Genomic DNA, 20838 nt, shown 5'->3' on the forward strand with positions numbered 1-20838 from the left:
TGCGTCTCACGAAGCCTTGACTGGATCCGCGAACCGACGCGCCTATCTTGCCGCGCGACAGAAAAGGAGGAGAGCATCCATGAACAAACCCTTCATCACGCAGGCGATGATCGATGTCTACGACGAGTACACGCACCTCACCTTGGATAGGCGGGGCTTCATGGAGAAGCTCACGAAGCTTGCGGGTTCGGGCGCCGCGGCGGCGGCGATAGCGCCGCTGCTGGCGGCCAATGCGGCGCAGGCCGCCCAGGTGCCTGCGGACGATCCGCGCCTCAAGGCAGAGAACGTCGCTTGGCCCGGCGCAGAGGGGGTCGAGATGAAGGGCTACCTCGTCCGGCCGGCGGAAACCTCAGGCAAACTCGGTGCGGTGATCGTCATTCATGAGAACCGCGGCCTCAACGAGCATATCCGGGACGTGGCGCGACGGCTCGCGCTGGAGAATTTTCTGGTGCTCGCGCCCGATTTCCTGTCGCCGCTGGGCGGAACGCCTGCCGACGAGGACAAGGCGCGCGAAATGTTCTCGCAACTCGATCCGAAGAAGACTGCCGCGCAGGGTGTCGCCACAGTCGAATTCCTCAAGAACCAGCAAGACAGCAACGGCAAGGTCGGTGCGGTGGGTTTTTGCTGGGGCGGGGGAACGGTGAATGATATTACGGTCGCCGCGCCGGACCTTGCTGCCGCTGTCGCCTATTACGGGCGGCAGCCGAAGGCGGAAGATGTTGCGAAGATCAAGGCAGCGCTGCTTTTGCACTATGCCGGCATGGACGACCGCATCAATGCGGGGATCGACGCCTACAGGATGGCGCTCGAGGCTGCCGGCAAGGAGTTCAACATCTACGTCTACGAGGGCGCGCAGCACGCCTTCAACAACGATACGTCAGAAGCCCGCTACAACAAGCAGGCCGCCGATCTGGCGTGGGAGCGGACCGTTGCCTTCCTGAAGGAGAAGCTGGCCTAGCATTTGCCAGTGTTGCCGCGTTCCTTTCGCAGACGGTTTGTCTCGCCGGACCTCGGCCCCAACCCCCAACCCCTCCCCACAAGGGGGAGGGGGACTTGGTGGCACGACCGCTCGGCGCCAATCGTCGACGATCGTGGCCGGAACGGCGGCGAAATCGTTCCCCTCCCCCTTGTGGGGTTAGGGGTGGGGTACAAGGCCGACGTCCGGCAGGATAGAGGGGAGGGAAGCCCAGCTAAAACCCTTCTGCAAGGCGCTGGGCGCGTGCAGTCTTCAGAACATGTCTGGCGTGGAGCATCTGCATCGGAATGGGCAAACGCTCCCGCTCGATGCGGTAGAGCTCGTTGTCGATCATCTTGATCGCGCGCCAGAAATCGTAGTCGGTCAGATCCTCGTCAGCCGCCAGCCGTGCCGAAATTGTCCGGAAATCGATCTTCATTGGGCGCCTCCGGTGAGCCGCAGGCTCCGCCCGCTTGCGACTCAGAATTCATCTGCCGGAAGTGTTTGCCGCGCCTTGCGTCCGATCAATCGCGCGAAAACATTCAAATTGTGCACAACCCTTAACCTTAAGCGTTAACCGCCTTTTATGGTTAACGCCCGGTAAAGGGTTACTTACGGGCAATTCCGATCGACCGTCCCGCGCGCGCCGGAACGGGAAGTTCGGCGTGCGCATCGCGCATCGCTTGCACATTCTCAGCAATGTCCGGAGGGAACGAAGCGACCTTCGGACCGCTCATGTCGATGTGGAGCGACAGCGTCTCCGAGGTCGCCGCCACCCAGCCGTCGACATGCCGGATCTCCTGAAATGCCCTCAGCCGCTTGGCGTCGTGGTCGAGGAGTTGGAAGGTGACCCGCACCTGATCTCCGAGGTGGAGTTCCTGCAGGTAGCAGACATGCGCCTCCGCCGTATAGATCGTGAGTTTCCGCTCGCGGGCATAGCTCGCCCCTATGCCCATCAGGTCGAAGGCGCCGTCGGCGCCGCGATCGAACAGCACGTTGTAATATGCCATGTTGAGATGGCCGTTATAGTCGATCCAGTCCTTCTCGATTTCCATGATGGCGGAAATGAAGGGGGCAGGCAGTTGCATTGCGTGGCCTTTCGGAAAACTGGACAGGAATCGCGTCTCGGAATAGGCGACGATAGAGGCCGGCGGAAGCCGGTAATGGTCCATCCGCGGAGGAAATCATGGCCCTGAGCGACGTCAGAAGCGTGCCCCGGAACGAGCAAGGGATCGCGCTGGTCACGGGTATCCTCAAGCAGCGCTTCGGCGATCGCTTCCAGAACGGCCAGGCCATACGCGAGCAGCACGGTCACACCACGACCTACATCCCGAACCAGGCGCCGGACGGCGTGGTCTTCCCCGACAGCGCCCAGGAGGTGCAGGAGGTGGTGCGCGCCTGCGCCGAACATCGCGTCCCGGTCATCGCCTTCGGCACCGGCACCTCGCTGGAGGGCCATGTGAACGCGCCGGGCGGCGGCATTTCGCTCGACACCTCGCGGATGAACCGGGTGCTCGCCGTGCATGCCGACGACCTCGACTGCATCGTCGAGCCGGGAGTCACACGCCAGGCGCTGAACGACTATCTCCGCGACACCGGCCTGTTCTTCCCGATCGATCCCGGCGCCAATGCCAGCCTGGGCGGAATGGCGGCGACGCGCGCCTCCGGAACGAATGCGGTGCGCTATGGAACGATGCGCGAGAACGTGCTTGCGCTGACTGCCGTACTCGCCGACGGCACGCTCATCAGAACGGGGAGGCGCGCCAAGAAGAGCTCCGCCGGCTACGACCTCACCCGGCTCATGGTGGGTTCGGAGGGGACCCTCGGCATCATCACCTCGCTCACGCTGAAGCTCTACGGAATTCCGCAGGCGATCTCCGGCGGCGTCTGCCCGTTCCCGAGCGTCGAGACAGCCTGCAACGCGGTGATCGCGACCATCCAGTCGGGCGTTCCGGTCGCGCGGATCGAGCTGGTCAACCAGCTTCAGATGCGGGCGATGAAGAACTACTCCAAGCTGGAGTATCCGGAGACGCCTTGCCTCTTCGTGGAGTTCCACGGCAGCGACAGCGGCGTGTCCGAGCAGGCCGAGACGTTCGGCGAGATCGCGGCCGAATTCGGCGGCGGGCCGTTCCAGTGGACCAAGGTGGCGGAGGAGCGCGCGCGGCTCTGGAAGGCGCGGCACGACTCCTACTGGTCTAATTTTACGCTAAGGCCGGGGGCCAAGGGGCTGTCGACGGACGTGTGCGTGCCGATCTCGCGTTTGGCCGAGTGTATCAAGGAGACCGAGGCCGACATCGCCGAGATGGGGCTGATCGCGCCGATCGTCGGTCATGTCGGCGACGGCAATTTCCATGTCATGGTGCTGATGGACCCGAACGATCCGGCCGAGATCGCGCTCACCGAGAAGTTCGTAGCCCGGCTCAACAGGCGGGCGATCGCGATGGACGGCACCTGCACCGGCGAGCATGGCATCGGGCAAGGCAAGGTCGGATTCCTCGAATACGAGATCGGGGCGGGGGTCGAGGTGATGCGGGCGATCAAGGCGACGCTCGACCCGCATGGCATCCTCAATCCGGGGAAGATTTTCTAGAGGCGCGGCAGCGCTGCCTTACCCTCCAGACGAGGGGAGGGTAGGGTAGGGCCGCGCAAGTACCTCTCAAAGCTCCCGGGCGATCCGCGCCGCAAGCCGCGCGTTGTTCTCGACCAGCGCGATGTTGGTCTTCAGGCTGGTACCACCGGTGAGTTCGAGGATTTTGCCGAGAAGGTACGGCGTCACGGCCTTGCCGGAGACGCCCGCCTCGGATGCCGCGGACTGTGCGGCCTTGATGTAGCCCGCCATCTCGGCCACGGAGATTTCCGACGCTTCCGGAACCGGATTTGCCACCAGCATGCCGCCATCCAGACCGAGCGCCAGGCGCGTCCGGAAGAAGTCGGCGATGGCGCCCGGCGCGTCCAGCCTGAGCGGCGCGGGGAAGGGCGAGGTGCGCGACCAGAAGGCGGGCACCACGTCCGATCCGAAGGCGACCACGGGCACGCCGCCGGACTCAAGCACTTCGAGAGTCTTTTCGATGTCGAGGATCGCCTTCGGGCCGGCCGACACCACGATCACCGGCGTGCGGGCAAGCTCGTCGAGGTCGGCGGAGATGTCGAAGCTGGTCTCCGCGCCCATATGCACGCCGCCGATCCCGCCGGTGGCGAAGACCTTTATGCCCGCCATGCGCGCAGCGATCATCGTGGCCGCGACGGTCGTTCCGCCGGTACGGCCCTGACTGACGGCGAAGGCGAGATCGGCGCGCGAGAGCTTCATCGCGCCTTGCGACTTGGCCAGCGCCTCGCGCTCTTCCGGCGAGAGGCCGATCTTGATCCGCCCGTCGACTACCGCGATGGTCGCGGGAGTAGCGCCTTCCTCGCTGATGATGCGCTCGACGTTTTCGGCCATGCGGCTGTTGTCGGGCCAGGGCATGCCGTGGGTGATGATCGTGCTTTCCAGCGCCACCACCGGCCGCCCGGCCGCCAGCGCGCTCGCGACGGGCTCGAGGATGTCGACGTAAGTCTTTGCCGATTCAGGCGTCATGATTTTTTCCTCGTTCCAGTTCGTTCAGCGGTTCGGCCGCGGGTACCAGATCGAGGGCTGCTTTGAAATGCGGCGCGTCGAGCATCGGCGACGCCGACTCGGTTTCGAGCGCAAGCAGAGCCGCGGCTATGCCTTCCCGGATCGCATCACTCAGCGGGAGGCCGCGCATGAGCGCGGAGACGGTCGCGCCTGCCAGCGCGTCGCCTGCGCCGGTCACGTCGGCGATCCTGCGCGGGGCAGGGGGCTCGATCGCGAAGGCCTCATTTTCCTCGAAGGCGATGACGCGTTCGGCCCCGGCGGAGAGGACGGCCCGCTTGATCCCTCGGCTGCGGAGCGCCGCGGTCATTTCACACGCGGAAGCGTCCTGCTTCAGCCCAGTGAGCGCAGCCGCCTCGCGGCGGTTCAGGAACAGGCACGACAGTCCGGACAGGACGCCACAGAGCCGCACCACCTTGGCCGGCGAGATGGCAATCGCGAACACCGGCTTGCCGCCGGCAAGCTGCGGGATTTGCGCCAGGGCGTCGGCCGGCAGGTTGGCGTCGCAGAGGATTGCGTCGGCTGCCGCGGCCGCCTCCCGGACGGAGGAGCGCCGAAGCTGCCTGGCGAAGGTCAACTCGTAGAGACCCATATCCGCCAGTGCGGCGACGACGTCGCCCTCGCGGTCGAGCAGGGCGGTGTAGCTCGGCGTTGCGCGATCGAGGAAGGTGACGGAATGATCGCGGATGCCGGCGGACGCCATCGCGCGCGCGACCATCTCGCCCGCGCCGTCGCCGCCCCGGACAGACAGTATCGCCCCGTCCACGCCGCGCTGGACGGATGCCCTCAGCGCATTGAAGGTGCCGCCGCCCACATCCTCGCGCATGGCGCCGGGAATGGAGGCACCGGGTATGAAGTTCGCGGCCATCTGCCCGCGTCGGTCGATGTGCGCGCCGCCTATGCCGAGGATGAGCTCGCGGGGTTCAGGTGTAGTTATCACAGCGGTATGTTGTCGTGCTTCTTCCAGGGGTTCTGGAGGTCCTTGTTGCGCAGGAGGCGCAACGCCCGGGCGACGCGCCGCCGCGTCGAGTGCGGCATGATGACCTCGTCGACATAGCCGCGCTCGGCCGCGACGAAGGGCGAGAGGAAACGGTCCTCATAGGCCTTCGTGTGCTTGGCGATCTTGTCGGGGTCGCCATTGTCCTTGCGGTAGATGATCTCCACAGCGCCCTTGGCGCCCATTACCGCGATCTGGGCGCTCGGCCATGCATAGTTCACATCGCCGCGCAGGTGTTTCGAAGCCATCACGTCATAGGCGCCTCCAAAAGCCTTCCGCGTGATGATCGTGACCTTCGGCACGGTCGCTTCGGCATAGGCGAAGAGGAGCTTCGCCCCGTGCTTGATCAGCCCGCCATATTCCTGCGCGGTGCCGGGCAGGAAGCCGGGCACGTCGACGAAGGTGACGATCGGGATGTTGAAGCAGTCGCAGAAGCGTACGAAACGCGCCGCCTTGCGGCTGGCCTCGGAGTCGAGCACGCCGGCGAGCACCATCGGCTGGTTGGCGACGAAGCCGACCGTGCGCCCCTCCATGCGGCCGAAGCCGACGACGATGTTCTTCGCGAATGACTGCTGGATCTCGAAAAAGTCGCCTTCATCGGCGGTCTTCAGGATCATCTCGCGGATGTCGTAGGGCTTGTTGGCGTTGTCAGGGACGAGCCGGTCGAGCGACATGTCGCTGTTGGTCACCGACTGGTAGCATTCGATTTCGGGGATTTCGGCCGTGTTCGAGGCGGGCAGGAAGTCGATCAGCCGGCGCATCTGCAGCAGCGCCTCGACGTCGTTGTCATAGGCGCCGTCTGCGATGGACGATTTGGTGGTGTGGATGGAAGCCCCGCCGAGTTGCTCCGCGGTCACGGTCTCGTTGGTGACGGTCTTCACCACGTCAGGGCCAGTCACGAACATGTAGGACGTGTCGCGCACCATGAAGATGAAGTCGGTCATGGCCGGCGAATAGACGTCCCCGCCGGCACAGGGGCCCATGATCACCGAAATCTGTGGGATGACGCCGGAGGCCAGCACGTTGCGCTGGAAGACCTCCGCATAGCCGCCTAACGCTGCAACGCCCTCCTGGATGCGCGCGCCGCCGGCATCGTAGAGGCCGATGATCGGCGCTCGATTGCGCAGCGCCATGTCCTGGATCTTCTGGATTTTTTCCGCATGTGCTTCCGACAAGGACCCGCCGAAAACGGTAAAATCCTTGGCGAACAGGAAGACCGGGCGGCCGTTCACCGTCCCCCATCCGGTGACCACGCCGTCGCCGGCGATCTTGGTCTTCTCCATCCCGAAATCGGTCGAGCGATGTTCGACGAACATGTCGAATTCCTCGAACGACCCTTCGTCGAGAAAGACCTCGATGCGCTCGCGCGCCGTCAGCTTGCCGCGGCGATGCTGCGCATCGATCCGCTCCTTGCCTCCGCCGAGGCGGGCGATCTCGCGGCGACGGGCGAGTTCCTCGAGCACTTCCTTCATTTGGCGGTTTCCACACGGGCACGAGCATCAGAATTCGCGGTGTAATGAACCAGCCCGAAGGGTGCAAGCAGGCTCCATGAAGCTACCAGCTTGCGCGCCGCGGCAAGGCCGCTTCGGCACTCTCAGGAGAGATCGCTTCCAAAAAAGTCAGAATGGTGATGTCGGATCGCGCCGCTATCATTCGTCATATCGGCACTGAAACATTCGGAAAGAGGGAGCCATCATGCCCAAGATGATTTTCGTCAACCTGCCGGTGACCGACCTGGCAAGGTCCACCCGGTTCTACGAGGCCGTCGGCGGAACGAAGAACCCGCAGTTCTCGGACGATACGGCCTCCTGCATTGTTTTCTCCGACACGATCTTCGCGATGTTGCTGACGCACGACAAGTTCAGTTCCTTCACGGCGAGGCCGATCGCGAATGCGCACGAGACCTGCCAGGTCATGCTCGCGGTGTCGGCGGACAGCCGCGACGACGTCGACGCTATGGTCGGAAAGGCCGGTTCAGCCGGTGGGAAGGCGGATCCCAATGCGGTCCAGGATCACGGCTTCATGTACAGCCGCAGCTTCGAGGACCCTGACGGCCACATCTGGGAAGTGGTCTGGATGGATCCGGCTGCCGTGGAGTCCGGCGAGGCAGGCGCCCAGCAGAGCGCCTGAGGGGGATCCTCCCACAGTTTTGTTGCTGATGGGCAGCGTTCCTGCCGTAGGAACACTGCCCAGCAGGTTTAGGCGGATGGACAGGCGCCATGCCGCCCCGCCGGGGAGGCGCGTGACGACTTACCAGACCCCAGTGTTCGGCATCGAGACCCACGGCTCCTGCGGCGGCAGCGGATCGCCTTCCTGCAGGATCTCGATCGAGATGTTGTCCGGCGAGCGCACGAAAGCCATGTTGCCGTCGCGCGGCGGGCGGTTGATGGTGACGCCCGCATCCATCAGGCGCTGGCAGGTCTCATAGACATTGTCGACCTTGTAGGCGAGATGGCCGAAATTGCGCCCGCCGGTGTAGGTCTCGGGATCCCAGTTGTAGGTGAGTTCCAGTTCGGGCGCGCGCTTCGCCTTCGAGGTGTCCGTGTCGCCGGGCGCGGCCAGGAAGATCAGCGTAAAGCGGCCCTTCTCGTTCTCGTGCCGGCGCACCTCAACCAGACCGAGCTTGTTGCAATAGAAATCCAGGGAGGCGTCGACGTCGGTCACCCGGACCATGGTGTGGAGATAGCGCATGTCTGTTCCTTCCGCGGTTCAGCCGTGAGATAAGGCTAATTAGGCCATGCCGCTGCGGCACAGCAACCACTGTTTAGGAGTGTTGCGCGCCTGCCGACGGTCGCTCCATTCGACTATCGCGAGGTGGAAAAAGCTCTCGCAGGTCTTGCACAAGAACAAAGCGCAAGTGCTATGCTCCGGCGTGAGAATCACCAGTGTTATGGTTAAGAAAGGTGGGTTCTGATGGCGGACAGGGCCTCTTCGTTGGAACGAATACTGAGGGCCGAGGACGCTTCCAACCACGACGAGGGAGAGGCCGCCGGTGTCGTCGAGGTGGCCGGCTCCATCAAGTGGTTCGATGTAGCTAAGGGCTACGGCTTTATCCTGCCCGACGAGGGACGCGGCGACGTGCTCATTCACGTCACCTGCCTGCGCCGCGATGGCTTCCAGACCGCCTATGCGGGTGCACGCATCGTCTGCCTTGCCAAGCGAGGCGATCGTGGACTTCAGGCCTTCCGCGTCCTCAGCGTGGATAATTCGACCGCGCTCCACCCGGCAGAAATGCCGGAGCAGCGGACGCACGTGGCGGTTGTGGCCGAGAGCGGAATCGAGCGCGCGCTGGTGAAGTGGTTCAACCGCACGAAAGGCTTCGGCTTCCTGACCCGCGGCGAGGGGACCGAGGACATCTTCGTCCATATGGAGACGCTGCGCCGTTACGGGCTCACGGAACTGCGCCCCGGTCAGGTCGTGCTCGTGCGCTTCGGACGTGGCGAGAAGGGCCTTATGGCCGCCGAAATCCATCCCGATATCGGAACCTTGCCGTCGCACTGAGCTTCGGCGGGTATTGGAGTTCCGATGAACCGAACACCGTGGATGGTCGCGGCCACGTCTAGTGTCGTGGCACTCAGCGCCGCAGCATATCTGTCCTTGCAGGCACCTTTGCCCGCGAGCGCGCAGGGTCAGTTCCTGGAGACCGATCCGACGCCGCTGATCGCGGAGACATCCTCGGGTGAAAGGCGCTTCACGATCGAAGTGGCCGACGACCCGGCTGAGCGGTCAACGGGATTGATGTTCCGTAAGGAGATGGCGGACGACCACGGGATGCTGTTCGTTTTCGAGCAGACGCAGCCGCTTAGTTTCTGGATGAAGAACACGCCTATGCGGCTCGACCTGATCTTCGTCGGTCAGGACGGCAAGGTGCGGGCGGTAAGGCAGGGTGAGCCTTTCTCCGAAGCCGCCATCTCGCCCCGCGAGCCGGTTCGCTTCGTGCTTGAGCTCAAGGCGGGAACGGCGGAAAAGACCGGCATCGTCGACGGGACAGAGCTGCGCCACCCTTTGATCGATCGGGCAAGCGGTGCCGGAAATCCAGCTGAAGCCCAGTAGGGTTCGGAATTCCGGCCGAGAATGTAGGGCGGTATCGGCTTGAGGCAGTTCTTTTCTCATCAAGGCTTCGAATTGGCGTATCTGGACAGCCCGCCGGAATCAGGCGCCGGCGAGCCGGTCATGCTGATCCACGGTTTTGCCTCGAGCATGCAGGTCAACTGGATCGCGCCCGGCTGGGTCAAGACGCTGAACGATGCCGGCTATCGGGTGATTGCGCTCGACAATCGCGGCCACGGCGCTTCGAGCAAGAGCTATGATCCGGCCGACTACACGCCGGAGAAGATGGCGGGCGATGCCGCGGCTTTGCTCGGTCATCTCGGCATCGAGCGCGCCCATGTGATGGGCTATTCGATGGGCGCCCGCATCTCCGCGTTTCTTGCGCTGCAGGAGCCGGCACTGGTGGCCACCCTGGTCTTCGGCGGGCTTGGCATCGGCATGGTGGAAGGCGTCGGCGAATGGGACCCGATCGCGGCGGCGCTTCTTGCCGACGATCCTTCCACGATCGAAGAGCCCAGAGCCAAAACCTTCCGTGCCTTCGCGGACCAAACCAAGAGCGACCGCCGGGCGTTGGCGGCCTGCATCGAGACGTCGCGGACGCTTCTTCCGGAAAACGAGGTCTCCAGAATCACGCAGCCGACGCTGGTCGCTGTCGGCAGCAAGGACGATATCGGCGGCTCGGCGCCCGATCTCGCGGGGCTTATGCCGAATGCCGAAGCCTTCGTGATCGAAGGGCGGGACCACATGCTGTCGGTCGGCGATCGCACCTTCAAGAGGCGCACGCTCGAATTCCTCGCCGCGCACCCACTTTAGGCAGCTTCCAGCCGGAACCGCATGTCACGTGTTCTTGACAGAGTGGCAATACAATCCATTTGAGGAGGCGGTGAGGAATTTTGAGTTCAACGAAACCGTCGGGCGCGATATAGAGTTGCCTACTGCGGGGACCCCTACGGAGACCTTGATGAGCAAGACCAGCCTGGCCAAGCCCAATGCCGTCCAGCCTGTCGATCCGATCTGGAGCACGGTGCGCGAAGAGGCATTGGATGCAGTGGCTCGCGATCCGCTGCTGTCGGCCTTCCTCTATTCCATCATTCTCAACCAGGACTCCTTGGAAGAGGCGGTGATCCACCGGATCTCGGAACGGCTGGACCATGCCGACGTGAGCTCGAATCTGATCCGCCAGACTTTCAGGGCGATGGTGGCCGAAGATCCCGACTGGAGCACGGCCGTGCGCGCCGACATCCAGGCCTATTACGATCGCGATCCTGCCTGCGACCGTTTCTTCATGCCGATCCTCTATTTCAAAGGATTCCACGCGATCCAGACGCACAGGCTGGCGCACTGGCTGTGGCAGAACGGCCGGCGCGACTTCGCGCTCTACCTGCAGAGCCGTTCGTCGTCGGTGTTCCAGACCGACATCCACCCCGCATCGAGGATGGGCAAGGGCATCTTCCTCGACCATGCGACTGGGCTTGTGGTGGGCGAGACGGCGGTGATCGAAGACGACGTCTCGATTCTCCACAGTGTCACGCTGGGCGGCACGGGCAAGGCCGGCGGCGACCGGCATCCGAAGATCCGCTATGGCGTGCTGATCGGCGCCGGCGCGAAGATCCTCGGCAATATCGAGATCGGCCACTGCTCAAAGATCGCGGCCGGTTCGGTCGTGCTGGCGCCGGTGCCTCACAACAAGACGGTCGCAGGAGTGCCCGCGAGGGTGGTTGGCGAATCGGGATGCGAGCGGCCATCGCGGCAGATGGACCAGTTCCTTCCGTCGCAGACGATGGACCAAGTGGTCAGCTTCGATATCTGAGCTTCCCCTCGGCGTTTCCCGAACTATATCACACTCGGGACGTTGCTGACCCGGGAGGGGCGCCGCTGTGGGCGAATGGAGGCGGCAACCTTTACAGGCCGCCACCTCGCGTGTCAGAAGCCCCCATACGAAGCGCCACCGGAGACGACCTTGAAGCCTGACGAGATCAAGAAGCTGGACGCCTATTTCAAGCGTACATTCAAGAATCCGAGCATGCAGGTGCGGGCCCGGCCGCGGAAGTCCGACTCTGCCGAGGTCTATGTCGGCGAAGAGTTCCTCGGCATCATCTTCAAGGACGAAGAGGACGGCGACTACAATTTCTCGATGGCGATCCTCGATATCGATCTCGCCTGATCCGGCCGGCTAGGGCTTTGAGCCTCACCCCAAGCCCTAGCGAACCGTCTTCAGCATCTGCTCGGCCTTCGCCACGACCGCCGAGTCCAGTTTCTCCCACTCAGCCAGCAATTCGCGCGGGAAGCGATAGGTCAGGCTGAGATTGTCGCCAATGTCGACGTCGCGCTCGCACGGCGCGAGCGATTCCTCGGCGCTCGGGCCGCTCAGGCAACGCGCGACGAAGGGCTCTAGGCTTCGCCGCGGCGCGACCACGAGTACCTCGTTCAGGTAGCCGGACTTGTTCTCGAAGTCATATACCGTCAGCCCCGACGGGCCCTTCTTGCCGGGCCGCGTGATGAGGGCGCTGTAGATGGGTTCGAAGCGGCCGCTCATGTCGCGCGACATCATGCGTTCCTCGAAGCCGAGGAAGAGGATGTTCCGAATACCCCGCGCGCTGTTAAAATCGTCGCGGGCCGCGTCGCTGTAGCCGTCGAGTTGAGGATAGCGGAGATAGAGATCCAGTCGCGACGCTACCCCACTGCTGCGAGCCCGCTCGAAGCGGATCGTATTGGCCGGAGCGGCAATGACATTGTTACCGATGACGATTTCACGGACTGTCGGGTCGTCGCTGTAACCTGCAAGCGCGATCGAACCGCCGAACAGCTTGCCGGCGATGCTCAAGCCCAGTGAAATCAGGGCGAGCGAAGCGCAGCCGATGAAAAGGCGCGTGGTGAAGCGCGAGCCGAGCAGGCCCTCATCGGCATCATCGGCATCATCGGCAATGGTTTGGCTCATCGCAGCAGCCCTGGATGCCCTTACGGCTCGATTGCTGCGGACCTGCTCCCCCGAAGCATCCGCAGGCCGATTGTGGCCCGCCATGGTAAACGGCCGGTAAAGGGGTTTGCCGCCGTCAGCGCCAATCGCGCTCCGCATCTGCCCTTCCATATGTGCTGCGACTATGCTGGTTCCGATTGCGAGTCGGGCAAGGAGCGTAGAATGCCTCTCTATTCAATCGACGGAATTGCGCCTGAGTTCGAGGACGAGGCGAGCAACTGGGTCGCGCCTGATGCCACGATCATCGGCAATGTCCGTATCGGCTGCGATGCGGGCATATGGTTCGGCGCCGTCATCCGCGGCGACAACGAGCGGATTTCGATCGGCGCTGGCACGAATGTGCAGGAGCACGTGATCATGCACACCGATCCGGGCTTCCCGCTCGAGATCGGAGAAGGCTGCACGATCGGTCATCGCGCAATCCTGCATGGATGCGTGATCGGTGAAAACAGCCTGATCGGGATGGGCGCGATCGTGCTCAACGGCGCACGCATCGGCAAAAACTGTCTGGTGGGGGCCGGAGCCCTGGTCACCGAGGGCAAGGTGTTCGAGGACAACTCGCTCATTGTGGGTTCGCCGGCGAAGGTCATCCGCACGCTGGACGAGAGCGCGGCTGCGGGTCTCAGGGTATCGGCCGAACACTATGTCGCCAATGGGCGCCGGTTCCGGAGCGGCTTCAAGCAGATTGGATAGAGGTCCATAAGAAACGGAGCCGGCCCGGGGACGGGCCGGCTCCTGAACCCGGTCGTTGGGGACGGGGAGGGGGACTCGACCGGGTTTTTCCACGGTCCGCTACTTCACGCTAGCGACCGCATCGGCGCGGCCGTCATTGATCTTGATCCAAACGCCGGAATGCAGTTCCGACTGTCGCTTCAGATAGGTGTAGGCTGTCTGCTCCCAGGAGAGAATTCGCGGCTCGAGGTTGTCGAGTATGAAGTCGCCGAGGCTGGTGCGCATCGTCAGGACCGCATGACCGTCGCCATTTGGTTGGCGCACAACCGTCATCAGTAGGTCTCCGGCGGGGACGCCCAACGCCATCAGTTGGCGACGCTTCTCGAGCGCATAGTCCTCGCAGTCCCCGGCGCCGTCCGGATAGGACCAGACTTCCTCGCGCCCCCACAGTTCCATGTCGGTCATCGGCATGACTGACGTGTTTACCGCGTTGTTGATCTTGACCATCGCCGACCAGAGTTGGCGGGTCAGTTCCACCGGTGACTGCCGCGGCGTCTTCTGCTGGCACTCCTGCTTGTACGTCTGGCAGAACTCGTAGTGCCCTATCGGTTGCGTGGTGCGTCCACCCGTCTTCATGAATGAACCGGCCGATTCCGCCGGCGTAGCCAAGCCCCACACGGCGATCAGCGCCGCCGCGAGCAGCGGTGCCCTCTTCCAAAGTCCCATGTGATCGTCTCCCCGTTCGAGGGGACAATGACAGGCTCGGATTTATTTCACGCAAAGCACTGTAGTAGAACTTGGCTCAAAGTTTTGGAGGATAAGAATAAGTTGCGATCTATATTTGAGGAAAATTCGATGCAGAATTAAATAAAATTCGAATTATCCGATCGCAGAGGTCGCGGCCATCTCCCAATCCAAGTCGCGTGGCGAACGCAGTTCGCGCCCATTGCGGACGCCGATGCCTGGTTCCCGATGAGGTGACAAGGTGCGAATGACCCGCCGAGCCTCGTCAGGCCCTACCGGTCGGGTCGTCTATTTGGGGAGATGTCTCCGGCTTGTCGCGCCGAGGCGATCGATTCAGGTCCTGAGCTATTCGCCGCTGAACTCGCTTTCCAGCGTGTCCGAGCGCTGCAGCACGGCGAACTCGATCGCGATGCCATCCTCGAAGTGCCGGACGACCTGGCCGCGCATCGTACCCAGAACGATGTGCACTCCGATGGCCGGCTTCACGTCGATCTCGACCGCCGCGCCCGAGAGCGACAGGTCGATGATCCTGCACTGATACTGCCGTCCGTCCGTCAGTTGCAGGGTGGTCAGTGGATTGCGCGGCGCGACGCGTTCGTGGCGGCGATCCTCCGGGAGATCGAGTTCGTGCTTGTTCGCCAGCCAGGTGAGTTGCGCGGCCAGCTTGTCCTTCTTGCGGTCGGACGCGATGATGGTCATCGCGAAGCCGTCATCCAAGGTGCGTGTCACGACGCCCTCGATGCGGCCGATGTGATCGATATAGGCGATCACCTTCTCCCCGGGCAGACCGATCCTGTCTGCGCGTAAAGCCGCATTGCCAGGCGACATGTCGATCACCTGGCAGGGATGCTCGGTTCGGTCTTCGAGCATGAAGCGGCCGTAGATCTTCACGCGCACGCGCTGAAAATTGCGGCGTTCCGCCCTCGATTGCGATTGGTCGATTGCCGTCGCCCTGATCACCATATGGCTCCGCCAGATGCAGGATGTGCGAGAGTCCTGCTATACCGACTGCCTGAATAATCTGCGCCGGGTTAACGACCGGTAAGAACTCGAGCGTGATTGTTCACTATTGTGATCATCCAGCGCGACCTCCGGGCAGAACCACGAGATGGCGGATGCGGCGGGCGCCGTCGCGGACGAGGTCGGGCATCTGCGGCGGAAGTTTCACCGGGTTGGTTTCGGGCTGCGCCGCGCGGCTCTTCAGAAGAAAGGGTTCCCGGTCGGGATCGACGACCCGCACTGTCTGGAGCGTAGCTTCGGTGATGGGGTCCGCACCGAGCCAGAACGGCTTGGTCTCCGGAGAGATGATCCCCAGGGCGCGCCGATTCTCCTCGCCACCTTCCAGCGGCAAGAGCAGCAGTTCGAGCGGGAGCGACCGGTTCGAGCGCGTAAGCCCCTGATATGCGACGACGAGTACAGTTTTGTCCTGGAACACGCCGCTCACCAGGCGAGACATCATCTGGCAGTCCTTGTCACGCCACAAGGAGGAGAAGGCGAATCCCTTCAATTCGCGTCCATAGATCGCGCAGAGGCGCGTCCCCGCCAGTCTGAACACCGCCTCGCCGCGCGAGTCGCTCTCGAGGATAAAGGTGTCGCCCAGATGCGCCTTGATGTCCGCCGGCTCGACCTCGGTGCGCTTCGGCGCCGGACGTCCATCGCGCAGACGGTTCCAATAATGGAACAGATTGACGGATCCTTCCCGTTTCATGTCGTCCTCACCCCGGTTCGGGCTGTTTTCTGTTTCAGGGTCGGACGGTTAGGCGCCGTTCGTCCCTCTGAGGCTGCGTGTTGCAGGGGACGTGCCAGATGGGAGACAGCGGTGCCGGGCGCGGTTAAGGTTAATTTTCGGTTGAGATTGCCCCTTCAAATTGAAACTGGCATTGATGATCCCAGAGGCGCGGCAGTGCCGGGCCTCCAGTCAAAAATTATAAGAGTCTACAGGGAGAGCGGGGACTCGACCGGCCGTTCAGGAGCGATCCTGAACGGCCTTTCTATTTTCGAACCTGAGCCGTGAAGAGGAGAGCGTCCAGCACCCGTCCTGCAGGCAGGTTCTGCTGCCGTGAGTAACCGCGAACTACCGGCGCGCCCACTGGGACCGTTCGAACGCAAGCACGGCAAAGATCGCCAGTATCAGCGGAACGATCAGATAGAAGAGCCGGAACACAAGCAAGGCGGCCAGGACCGCCACGGGATCCATGTTGGGCAGGCCGTGCAGGAACACCAGTTCCAGGACGCCGAGACCGCCGGGCGCATGTGAGATGAGCGCAGCGCTGAAGGAGACCAGGAACACTCCGAGAATGACCAGAAACCCGGGATTTCCCGCCTCGGGCAGGGCGAAATAGATGATCCCGGCGGCACCTATGAGCTCTATCGGGCCAATGACGAGCTGACGAAGCACGATCGGCAGGCGCGGATAGTGGATGGTGAAACGGCCGATCTTGACCGCCCTGAGCTGCAGCCAACTCCCAAAGACGTAGAGAAGAATCAGCAGAAGGATCACCACTCCCGTCACCCTCGTGGCCCCAACCGGCAGAAAATCGACGAACCCGTCGAACACTTCCGGTTCGAGGATCAGCAGGAACGAGCCGAGCAGGGCGACACCGAACGCAAAGGTGAAGGAGCACAGGGCGACCAGCACTCCGACCTCGTGCGCCGATAGCCCTTGGGAGGCATATGCCCGGTAGCGGATCACCGCCCCTGACAGGACGGAACCACCGATATTGTGCGACAGCGCATAGGTGGTGAAGGAACTGACGGTGATGAAAAAGAACGAGACCTTGCGGCCAACGTGGAGGAGCGCGATGTGGTCGTAGCCGGCAAGAGCCGCATAGGCGACGATCGAGCTGGCGGCGGATAAAAGCCAGGCGTGAAGCGGAATGGCGCTGATGCCGTCGCCCAACTCCTCCAGGGAAATACCGCGCAGCTCTTTGTACAGGAGCCATATCGATAGGGCGACCGCGCAGAGCCCGATCGCCGGCCAGAAATAGCTCTTAAATTTCATTCGCCCCTGTCATCGCTTGGAGATGCGCCTCGACCGAGTGCTGGACCGATCGCTGCCACAATATGGCCCAAGAGTCGCTCCCCGCAACCCATTGCGACAATCGAATTTGACCCTCTTGGTGATGGCCCCCCCTGCTGTTATTGTCTGCTCAACGCAAGATAGAGGCCCGCAGCGTCCTTCGGGTGCGCGCGGCGCCGGAAGGAACAACGTGGAAGACCCTGAAGCCGGCGCGCCAGCGCGGGAAGGAGGGGGGTCTGAAGGCTCTCGGGCGCGATTCGGCGCTCGAGGTCGGGTGCAGCGCCAAAGGCCGAAGCCGGGCGGGCGTTCACCTGAGATTGTCCGTCATGGACAAGCCGAAGACGCCCCGGCACCTGCCAAGAAGAGCAGGAAACGGCGGAAAAATCGTCGCGAACGCAAGGTGTTCGCGCGCGATTCTCAAACATCTATTGAAGCTGTTGCGGCTCGCGCGGAACCGGTTGCGTCGAGACCTGTCACGCCAAGTGATCAGGCGCCGGGGAAGATGAACGGGATTTCTCCCGTTGCTCCCGAGCTTCCGCCAATCGCAACCAATCGGGATGAACCTGCCTTTGCCGCGCTCGACCTCGGCACCAATAACTGCCGCCTCCTGGTCGCATTGCCGAGCCGTCCAGGACATTTTCGTGTGATCGATGCGTACTCGCGGATCGTCCGGCTTGGCGAGGGTCTGACGGCCACGGGACGGCTGAACGAGTTAGCGATGGACAGGGCCGTAGAGGCCCTGAGGATCTGCAACGACAAGTTGAAGGGGAGGGCTATCCGTGCCGCGCGCCTGGTCGCCACCGAAGCCTGTCGCTCGGCCGCAAACGGACGCGAATTCCTGCAGCGCGTGCGGCGGGAAGCAGGCATCGAGTTGGAGATCATCGACCGACGCACCGAAGCACGGCTGGCGGTGTCGGGATGTGGCCCCCTTGTGGAGCGCGGCACCGATGCGGTGGTGCTGTTCGACATCGGCGGCGGGTCGTCGGAGATCGCGCTTATCGATGTGTCCCGCCATCGTTCACCCAGGCTCGCAAACCACATCGTTTCGTGGACGTCGCTGCCGGTCGGCGTGGTCTCGCTTGCCGAACGCTATGGCGGCCGCGAAGTGACGCCGGCGATCTTCTCTGCGATGGTCTCGGAAGTAAGGGAGATGATTCAGGCCTTCGAGGGCCGCCATCGGCTCAGGCATCTCGTTGCCGGTGGGCGCTTCCATCTTCTCGGGACCTCTGGGACGGTCACCACCCTGGCGGGTGTGCATCTCGGACTGGAGCGCTATGATCGGCGCAGGGTCGACGGCCTCTGGCTGGAGAGCGATCACGTCGACCATATGATCTCCACCCTCTTGAACTGGGACTTTAGTCAGCGCGTCGCCAGTCCCTGCATCGGCGCCGATCGTGCCGATCTGGTGCTGGCCGGCTGCGCGATACTGGAGGCGATCCGCGCCCAGTGGCCGGCGCCGCGGCTGCGGGTGGCCGACCGGGGCCTGCGCGAAGGGATTTTGAGCGAACTCATGGCCGATCAGGGTGTTTGGCGGCGCAGTGTAGCCATAGGAGCCAGGCCGTGAGCAACAAGTCCGGCAAGTCCGGCCCGGCCGCCGGCCGGGTCCTCAAGATGCGCATCAAGAAGAAGAGCGGCTTGAAGGAGTCTTCGCGGCGCTGGCTCGAGCGCCACATGAACGACCCCTATGTGCAGCGTTCTAGGGCGGAAGGCTACCGCTCTCGGGCGGCCTACAAGCTGTTGGAGATCGACGAGAAGTACAAGTTGCTCGGGCCGGGCAAGCGTGTGATCGACCTCGGCGCCGCTCCCGGCGGATGGTGCCAGATCGCCGCCGCAAAGACGCACTCGACTGACCAGCATCCGCTCGTCGTCGGCATCGACTATCTGGAGATCGACCCGATTCCGGGCGTCGTTCTGCTCCAGATGGATTTTCTGGACGATGCGGCACCGGAACGGCTCATGGAATCTCTCGGGGGCGAACCCGATCTCGTGCTGTCGGACATGGCCGCACCGACGACGGGGCACAGGCGCACCGATCACCTGCGGACCATGCATCTCTGCGAGGTGGCGGCCGACTTCGCGATCTCCGTGCTGAGGCCCGGAGGCCATTTCCTTGCAAAGACCTTTCAGGGCGGAACCGAGACGGACCTACTGGCGCGCCTGAAGCAGCATTTCCGCTCCGTGCATCACGTGAAGCCGCCGGCCTCCCGAGACGAATCGGTGGAGCTCTACCTGCTGGCGCGCGACTTCAAGGGTCGTGCGCCCGGCTGATCTTCACTTCGGCGCCGCTCTCTTCCTGCAATCCCGCACGGCGATGCCCGGATACGGTCCTGCCGACCTCTCCAGACATCAGCAAGAACGGCACGGCTGAACTTGCCGCGATCGCGGCAACGATGAAAAACGCAGAGGAGAAGTCGTCGACGCTCAGCCCGCCCGTCTGCAAGTGCGCCTCTATCTCCAGGATGCCACCGCCGATCGCGACACCCACTGCGACGCTGATCTGCTGGAACACGGCTGCAATCGCGGCCGCCTGACTGGCCTGGCGGTCATCGATGTCGGCAAAGACGAGCGCGTTGGTGGCCGTAAAGAACAAAGACCGCAGGAAGCCCGCGGCGACCAGCACCGCGAGGATCACAGGCACGGGAGCCTGCGCGGTGAACGACCCATTGGCCGCGACAATTAGCGATGCCATGAGACCCGAGCAGATAAGCACGTTGCGGAAGCCGCCCAGCCGAAGAACCGTCTTGGCTATGAATTTCATGCCGATCGCGCCGAACGCCGTGGCGAAGGTCAGCATGCCGGACTGGAACGGCGTCATGCCGAAACCGAGTTGCAGCATCAGCGGCAGAAGGAAGGGCACCGCGCCATTGCCGACGCGAAAGAGCGAGCCGCCGAGGACCGCTGATCGAAAGCCGGCGCTCTTGAACAATCGCAGGTCCAGGATAGGGAAGCGTGCTCGTGCGGCGTGCCGCGCATAAAGAAGTGCTGCCACCAAACCCGCTGCCAGCGTGACCGCGCCGATCGAGGGAGGCAGTGCCGGCAGGCTGATGACCGAGAGCCCGAACACCACGCCGGATGCCGCGATTCCGGAGAGCAGGAACCCCCGGACGTCGAGCGGCGGCGCACCGGACACCTCCACGTTCGGCAGGAAGTGGCCGGCGAGCCAGATGCCGGCCAGGCCGATCGGCACGTTGATCAGGAAGATCCAGTGCCAGGTGAAGTAGGTGGTGATGAAACCGCCGATGGGCGGCCCGACAAGGGGGCCGATGAGCCCCGGAACGGTCAGCCACGCCATCGCGCCGACCAGGTCGTCGCGCGGTGTTGCCCTGACGAGCACCAGCCGCGCCAGTGGCGTCATCATCGCTCCGCCTATGCCTTGCAGTGTGCGTGAGGCGACGAAGGCAAGCAGCGATCCGGATATGGCACAGGCTATGGAGCCCAGGACGAACACGGCGATGGCCGCCCGGAACACATGCTTGGCCCCGAAACGGTCGGCCATCCATCCGCTGATCGGAATGAACACAGCGAGCGCAACCAGATAGGAAGTAAGCGCCAGCTTCAGCGCGATCGCGCTAGTGCCGATGTCCGCTGCAATCGCGGGCAGCGAGGTCGAGATCACGGTCGAATCCATGTTCTCCATGAACAGTGCGACCGCGAGAATGAGCGGGACAGTGCGTTGCAATTGGTTGGCTCGTGTAAGGTGCGCCGCCGCTTTCGCGCCATGCTTCAAGCACAACTCGCTGTGCCCTGCTCGCCGCAATGGCTCTACCTCACGTTGATGTGAAGAGGAGCCACGCAAGTACCTGCATACATATGT

The 20838-nt window shown here is 63.3% G+C and carries 23 protein-coding genes; 11 read left to right on the forward strand and 12 right to left on the reverse strand.

Going from position 1 to position 20838, the window contains the following annotated elements; genetic code table 11:
* Positions 1 to 79 precede the first annotated feature (79 nt).
* The gene (locus HUI96_RS11405) at positions 80 to 958 is read left to right on the forward strand and encodes a dienelactone hydrolase family protein (protein WP_188254776.1); all 879 of its coding nucleotides are present in this window, start codon (positions 80 to 82) and stop codon (positions 956 to 958) included.
* A 232-nt stretch (positions 959 to 1190) separates the two neighbouring features.
* Here the strand turns inward: HUI96_RS11405 and HUI96_RS11410 are convergent, their stop codons facing one another.
* Together HUI96_RS11410 and HUI96_RS11415 are read right to left on the reverse strand one after the other, a co-directional pair.
* Positions 1191 to 1394 (reverse strand): hypothetical protein, encoded by a 204-nt coding sequence (locus tag HUI96_RS11410; protein ID WP_188254777.1) that lies wholly within the window; start codon positions 1392 to 1394, stop codon positions 1191 to 1193.
* A gap of 169 nt (positions 1395 to 1563) precedes the next feature.
* On the reverse strand, positions 1564 to 2043 hold the full coding sequence (locus HUI96_RS11415) for a thioesterase family protein (RefSeq protein ID WP_188254778.1): 480 nt from the start codon (positions 2041 to 2043) through the stop codon (positions 1564 to 1566).
* Between the two features lie 98 nt (positions 2044 to 2141).
* Here HUI96_RS11415 and HUI96_RS11420 point away from each other — a divergent pair, with 98 nt between their 5' ends.
* Entirely contained in the window at positions 2142 to 3545 is a 1404-nt protein-coding gene (locus HUI96_RS11420; RefSeq protein ID WP_188254779.1) for an FAD-binding oxidoreductase, read from the forward strand.
* A 66-nt stretch (positions 3546 to 3611) separates the two neighbouring features.
* Here HUI96_RS11420 and HUI96_RS11425 read toward each other — a convergent pair whose 3' ends face one another.
* The 3 genes from HUI96_RS11425 to HUI96_RS11435 form a co-directional block, all read right to left on the reverse strand.
* Positions 3612 to 4529 carry a pseudouridine-5'-phosphate glycosidase gene (locus HUI96_RS11425; RefSeq protein ID WP_188254780.1) on the reverse strand — a complete coding sequence of 306 codons (918 nt, stop codon included), beginning with the start codon at positions 4527 to 4529 and terminating at the stop codon, positions 3612 to 3614.
* Positions 4519 to 5433, reverse strand: a complete 915-nt coding sequence (locus HUI96_RS11430) for a carbohydrate kinase family protein (protein ID WP_188254781.1) — start codon at positions 5431 to 5433, stop codon at positions 4519 to 4521. Before HUI96_RS11430 ends, HUI96_RS11425 begins: the two co-directional genes overlap by 11 nt.
* Positions 5434 to 5501: 68 nt before the next feature.
* Positions 5502 to 7034 carry an acyl-CoA carboxylase subunit beta gene (locus HUI96_RS11435; protein ID WP_188254782.1) on the reverse strand — a complete coding sequence of 511 codons (1533 nt, stop codon included), beginning with the start codon at positions 7032 to 7034 and terminating at the stop codon, positions 5502 to 5504.
* 223 nt (positions 7035 to 7257) lie between these two features.
* Between HUI96_RS11435 and HUI96_RS11440 the strand changes: the two genes are divergently transcribed.
* Positions 7258 to 7692 carry a VOC family protein gene (locus HUI96_RS11440; protein ID WP_188254783.1) on the forward strand — a complete coding sequence of 145 codons (435 nt, stop codon included), beginning with the start codon at positions 7258 to 7260 and terminating at the stop codon, positions 7690 to 7692.
* Between the two features lie 120 nt (positions 7693 to 7812).
* Here HUI96_RS11440 and HUI96_RS11445 read toward each other — a convergent pair whose 3' ends face one another.
* On the reverse strand, positions 7813 to 8253 hold the full coding sequence (locus HUI96_RS11445) for a VOC family protein (protein WP_188254784.1): 441 nt from the start codon (positions 8251 to 8253) through the stop codon (positions 7813 to 7815).
* A 222-nt stretch (positions 8254 to 8475) separates the two neighbouring features.
* Between HUI96_RS11445 and HUI96_RS11450 the strand changes: the two genes are divergently transcribed.
* From HUI96_RS11450 to HUI96_RS11470, 5 genes are all read left to right on the forward strand, one after another.
* Positions 8476 to 9063 (forward strand): cold-shock protein, encoded by a 588-nt coding sequence (locus HUI96_RS11450; protein WP_188254785.1) that lies wholly within the window; start codon positions 8476 to 8478, stop codon positions 9061 to 9063.
* Positions 9064 to 9087: 24 nt separating this feature from the next.
* Complete coding sequence (locus HUI96_RS11455; protein ID WP_188254786.1) at positions 9088 to 9615, forward strand: DUF192 domain-containing protein; 528 nt, start codon at positions 9088 to 9090, stop codon at positions 9613 to 9615.
* Positions 9616 to 9654: 39 nt separating this feature from the next.
* On the forward strand, positions 9655 to 10425 hold the full coding sequence (locus tag HUI96_RS11460; RefSeq protein WP_210320124.1) for an alpha/beta fold hydrolase: 771 nt from the start codon (positions 9655 to 9657) through the stop codon (positions 10423 to 10425).
* A gap of 148 nt (positions 10426 to 10573) precedes the next feature.
* Positions 10574 to 11422 carry a serine O-acetyltransferase gene (gene cysE, locus HUI96_RS11465; protein WP_188254787.1) on the forward strand — a complete coding sequence of 283 codons (849 nt, stop codon included), beginning with the start codon at positions 10574 to 10576 and terminating at the stop codon, positions 11420 to 11422.
* A gap of 150 nt (positions 11423 to 11572) precedes the next feature.
* On the forward strand, positions 11573 to 11776 hold the full coding sequence (locus HUI96_RS11470) for a DUF3126 family protein (protein WP_188254788.1): 204 nt from the start codon (positions 11573 to 11575) through the stop codon (positions 11774 to 11776).
* A 36-nt stretch (positions 11777 to 11812) separates the two neighbouring features.
* Here HUI96_RS11470 and HUI96_RS11475 read toward each other — a convergent pair whose 3' ends face one another.
* Entirely contained in the window at positions 11813 to 12550 is a 738-nt protein-coding gene (locus tag HUI96_RS11475) for a hypothetical protein (protein ID WP_188254789.1), read from the reverse strand.
* A gap of 201 nt (positions 12551 to 12751) precedes the next feature.
* On the opposite strand from HUI96_RS11475, the gene HUI96_RS11480 reads away from it, so the two are divergent.
* Positions 12752 to 13282 carry a gamma carbonic anhydrase family protein gene (locus HUI96_RS11480; RefSeq protein WP_188254790.1) on the forward strand — a complete coding sequence of 177 codons (531 nt, stop codon included), beginning with the start codon at positions 12752 to 12754 and terminating at the stop codon, positions 13280 to 13282.
* A gap of 99 nt (positions 13283 to 13381) precedes the next feature.
* Here HUI96_RS11480 and HUI96_RS11485 read toward each other — a convergent pair whose 3' ends face one another.
* The 4 genes from HUI96_RS11485 to HUI96_RS11500 all read right to left on the reverse strand — a co-directional run bounded on the left by HUI96_RS11485 (position 13382) and on the right by HUI96_RS11500 (position 17006).
* The gene (locus HUI96_RS11485) at positions 13382 to 13987 is read right to left on the reverse strand and encodes a transglutaminase-like cysteine peptidase (protein WP_188254791.1); all 606 of its coding nucleotides are present in this window, start codon (positions 13985 to 13987) and stop codon (positions 13382 to 13384) included.
* A gap of 363 nt (positions 13988 to 14350) precedes the next feature.
* Entirely contained in the window at positions 14351 to 14968 is a 618-nt protein-coding gene (locus HUI96_RS11490) for a PilZ domain-containing protein (RefSeq protein ID WP_210320125.1), read from the reverse strand.
* A 112-nt stretch (positions 14969 to 15080) separates the two neighbouring features.
* Positions 15081 to 15713 carry a PAS domain-containing protein gene (locus tag HUI96_RS11495; RefSeq protein ID WP_188254792.1) on the reverse strand — a complete coding sequence of 211 codons (633 nt, stop codon included), beginning with the start codon at positions 15711 to 15713 and terminating at the stop codon, positions 15081 to 15083.
* 366 nt (positions 15714 to 16079) lie between these two features.
* Positions 16080 to 17006: a lysylphosphatidylglycerol synthase domain-containing protein gene (locus HUI96_RS11500; RefSeq protein ID WP_188254793.1), complete on the reverse strand. Its 927-nt coding sequence runs from the start codon at positions 17004 to 17006 to the stop codon at positions 16080 to 16082.
* A 121-nt stretch (positions 17007 to 17127) separates the two neighbouring features.
* Here HUI96_RS11500 and HUI96_RS11505 point away from each other — a divergent pair, with 121 nt between their 5' ends.
* Together HUI96_RS11505 and HUI96_RS11510 are read left to right on the forward strand one after the other, a co-directional pair.
* Positions 17128 to 18588: a Ppx/GppA phosphatase family protein gene (locus HUI96_RS11505; protein WP_188254794.1), complete on the forward strand. Its 1461-nt coding sequence runs from the start codon at positions 17128 to 17130 to the stop codon at positions 18586 to 18588.
* 47 nt (positions 18589 to 18635) lie between these two features.
* Positions 18636 to 19292 (forward strand): RlmE family RNA methyltransferase, encoded by a 657-nt coding sequence (locus tag HUI96_RS11510; RefSeq protein WP_210320139.1) that lies wholly within the window; start codon positions 18636 to 18638, stop codon positions 19290 to 19292.
* Here HUI96_RS11510 and HUI96_RS11515 read toward each other — a convergent pair.
* Positions 19270 to 20703: an MFS transporter gene (locus tag HUI96_RS11515; protein ID WP_188254796.1), complete on the reverse strand. Its 1434-nt coding sequence runs from the start codon at positions 20701 to 20703 to the stop codon at positions 19270 to 19272. The genes HUI96_RS11510 and HUI96_RS11515 overlap by 23 nt on opposite strands.
* Positions 20704 to 20838 lie beyond the last annotated feature (135 nt).

It is taken from the genome of Pseudaminobacter soli (ex Zhang et al. 2022) (genome assembly GCF_014595955.1).
Classification (GTDB): Bacteria; Pseudomonadota; Alphaproteobacteria; order Rhizobiales; family Rhizobiaceae; genus Kumtagia; species Kumtagia pseudosoli.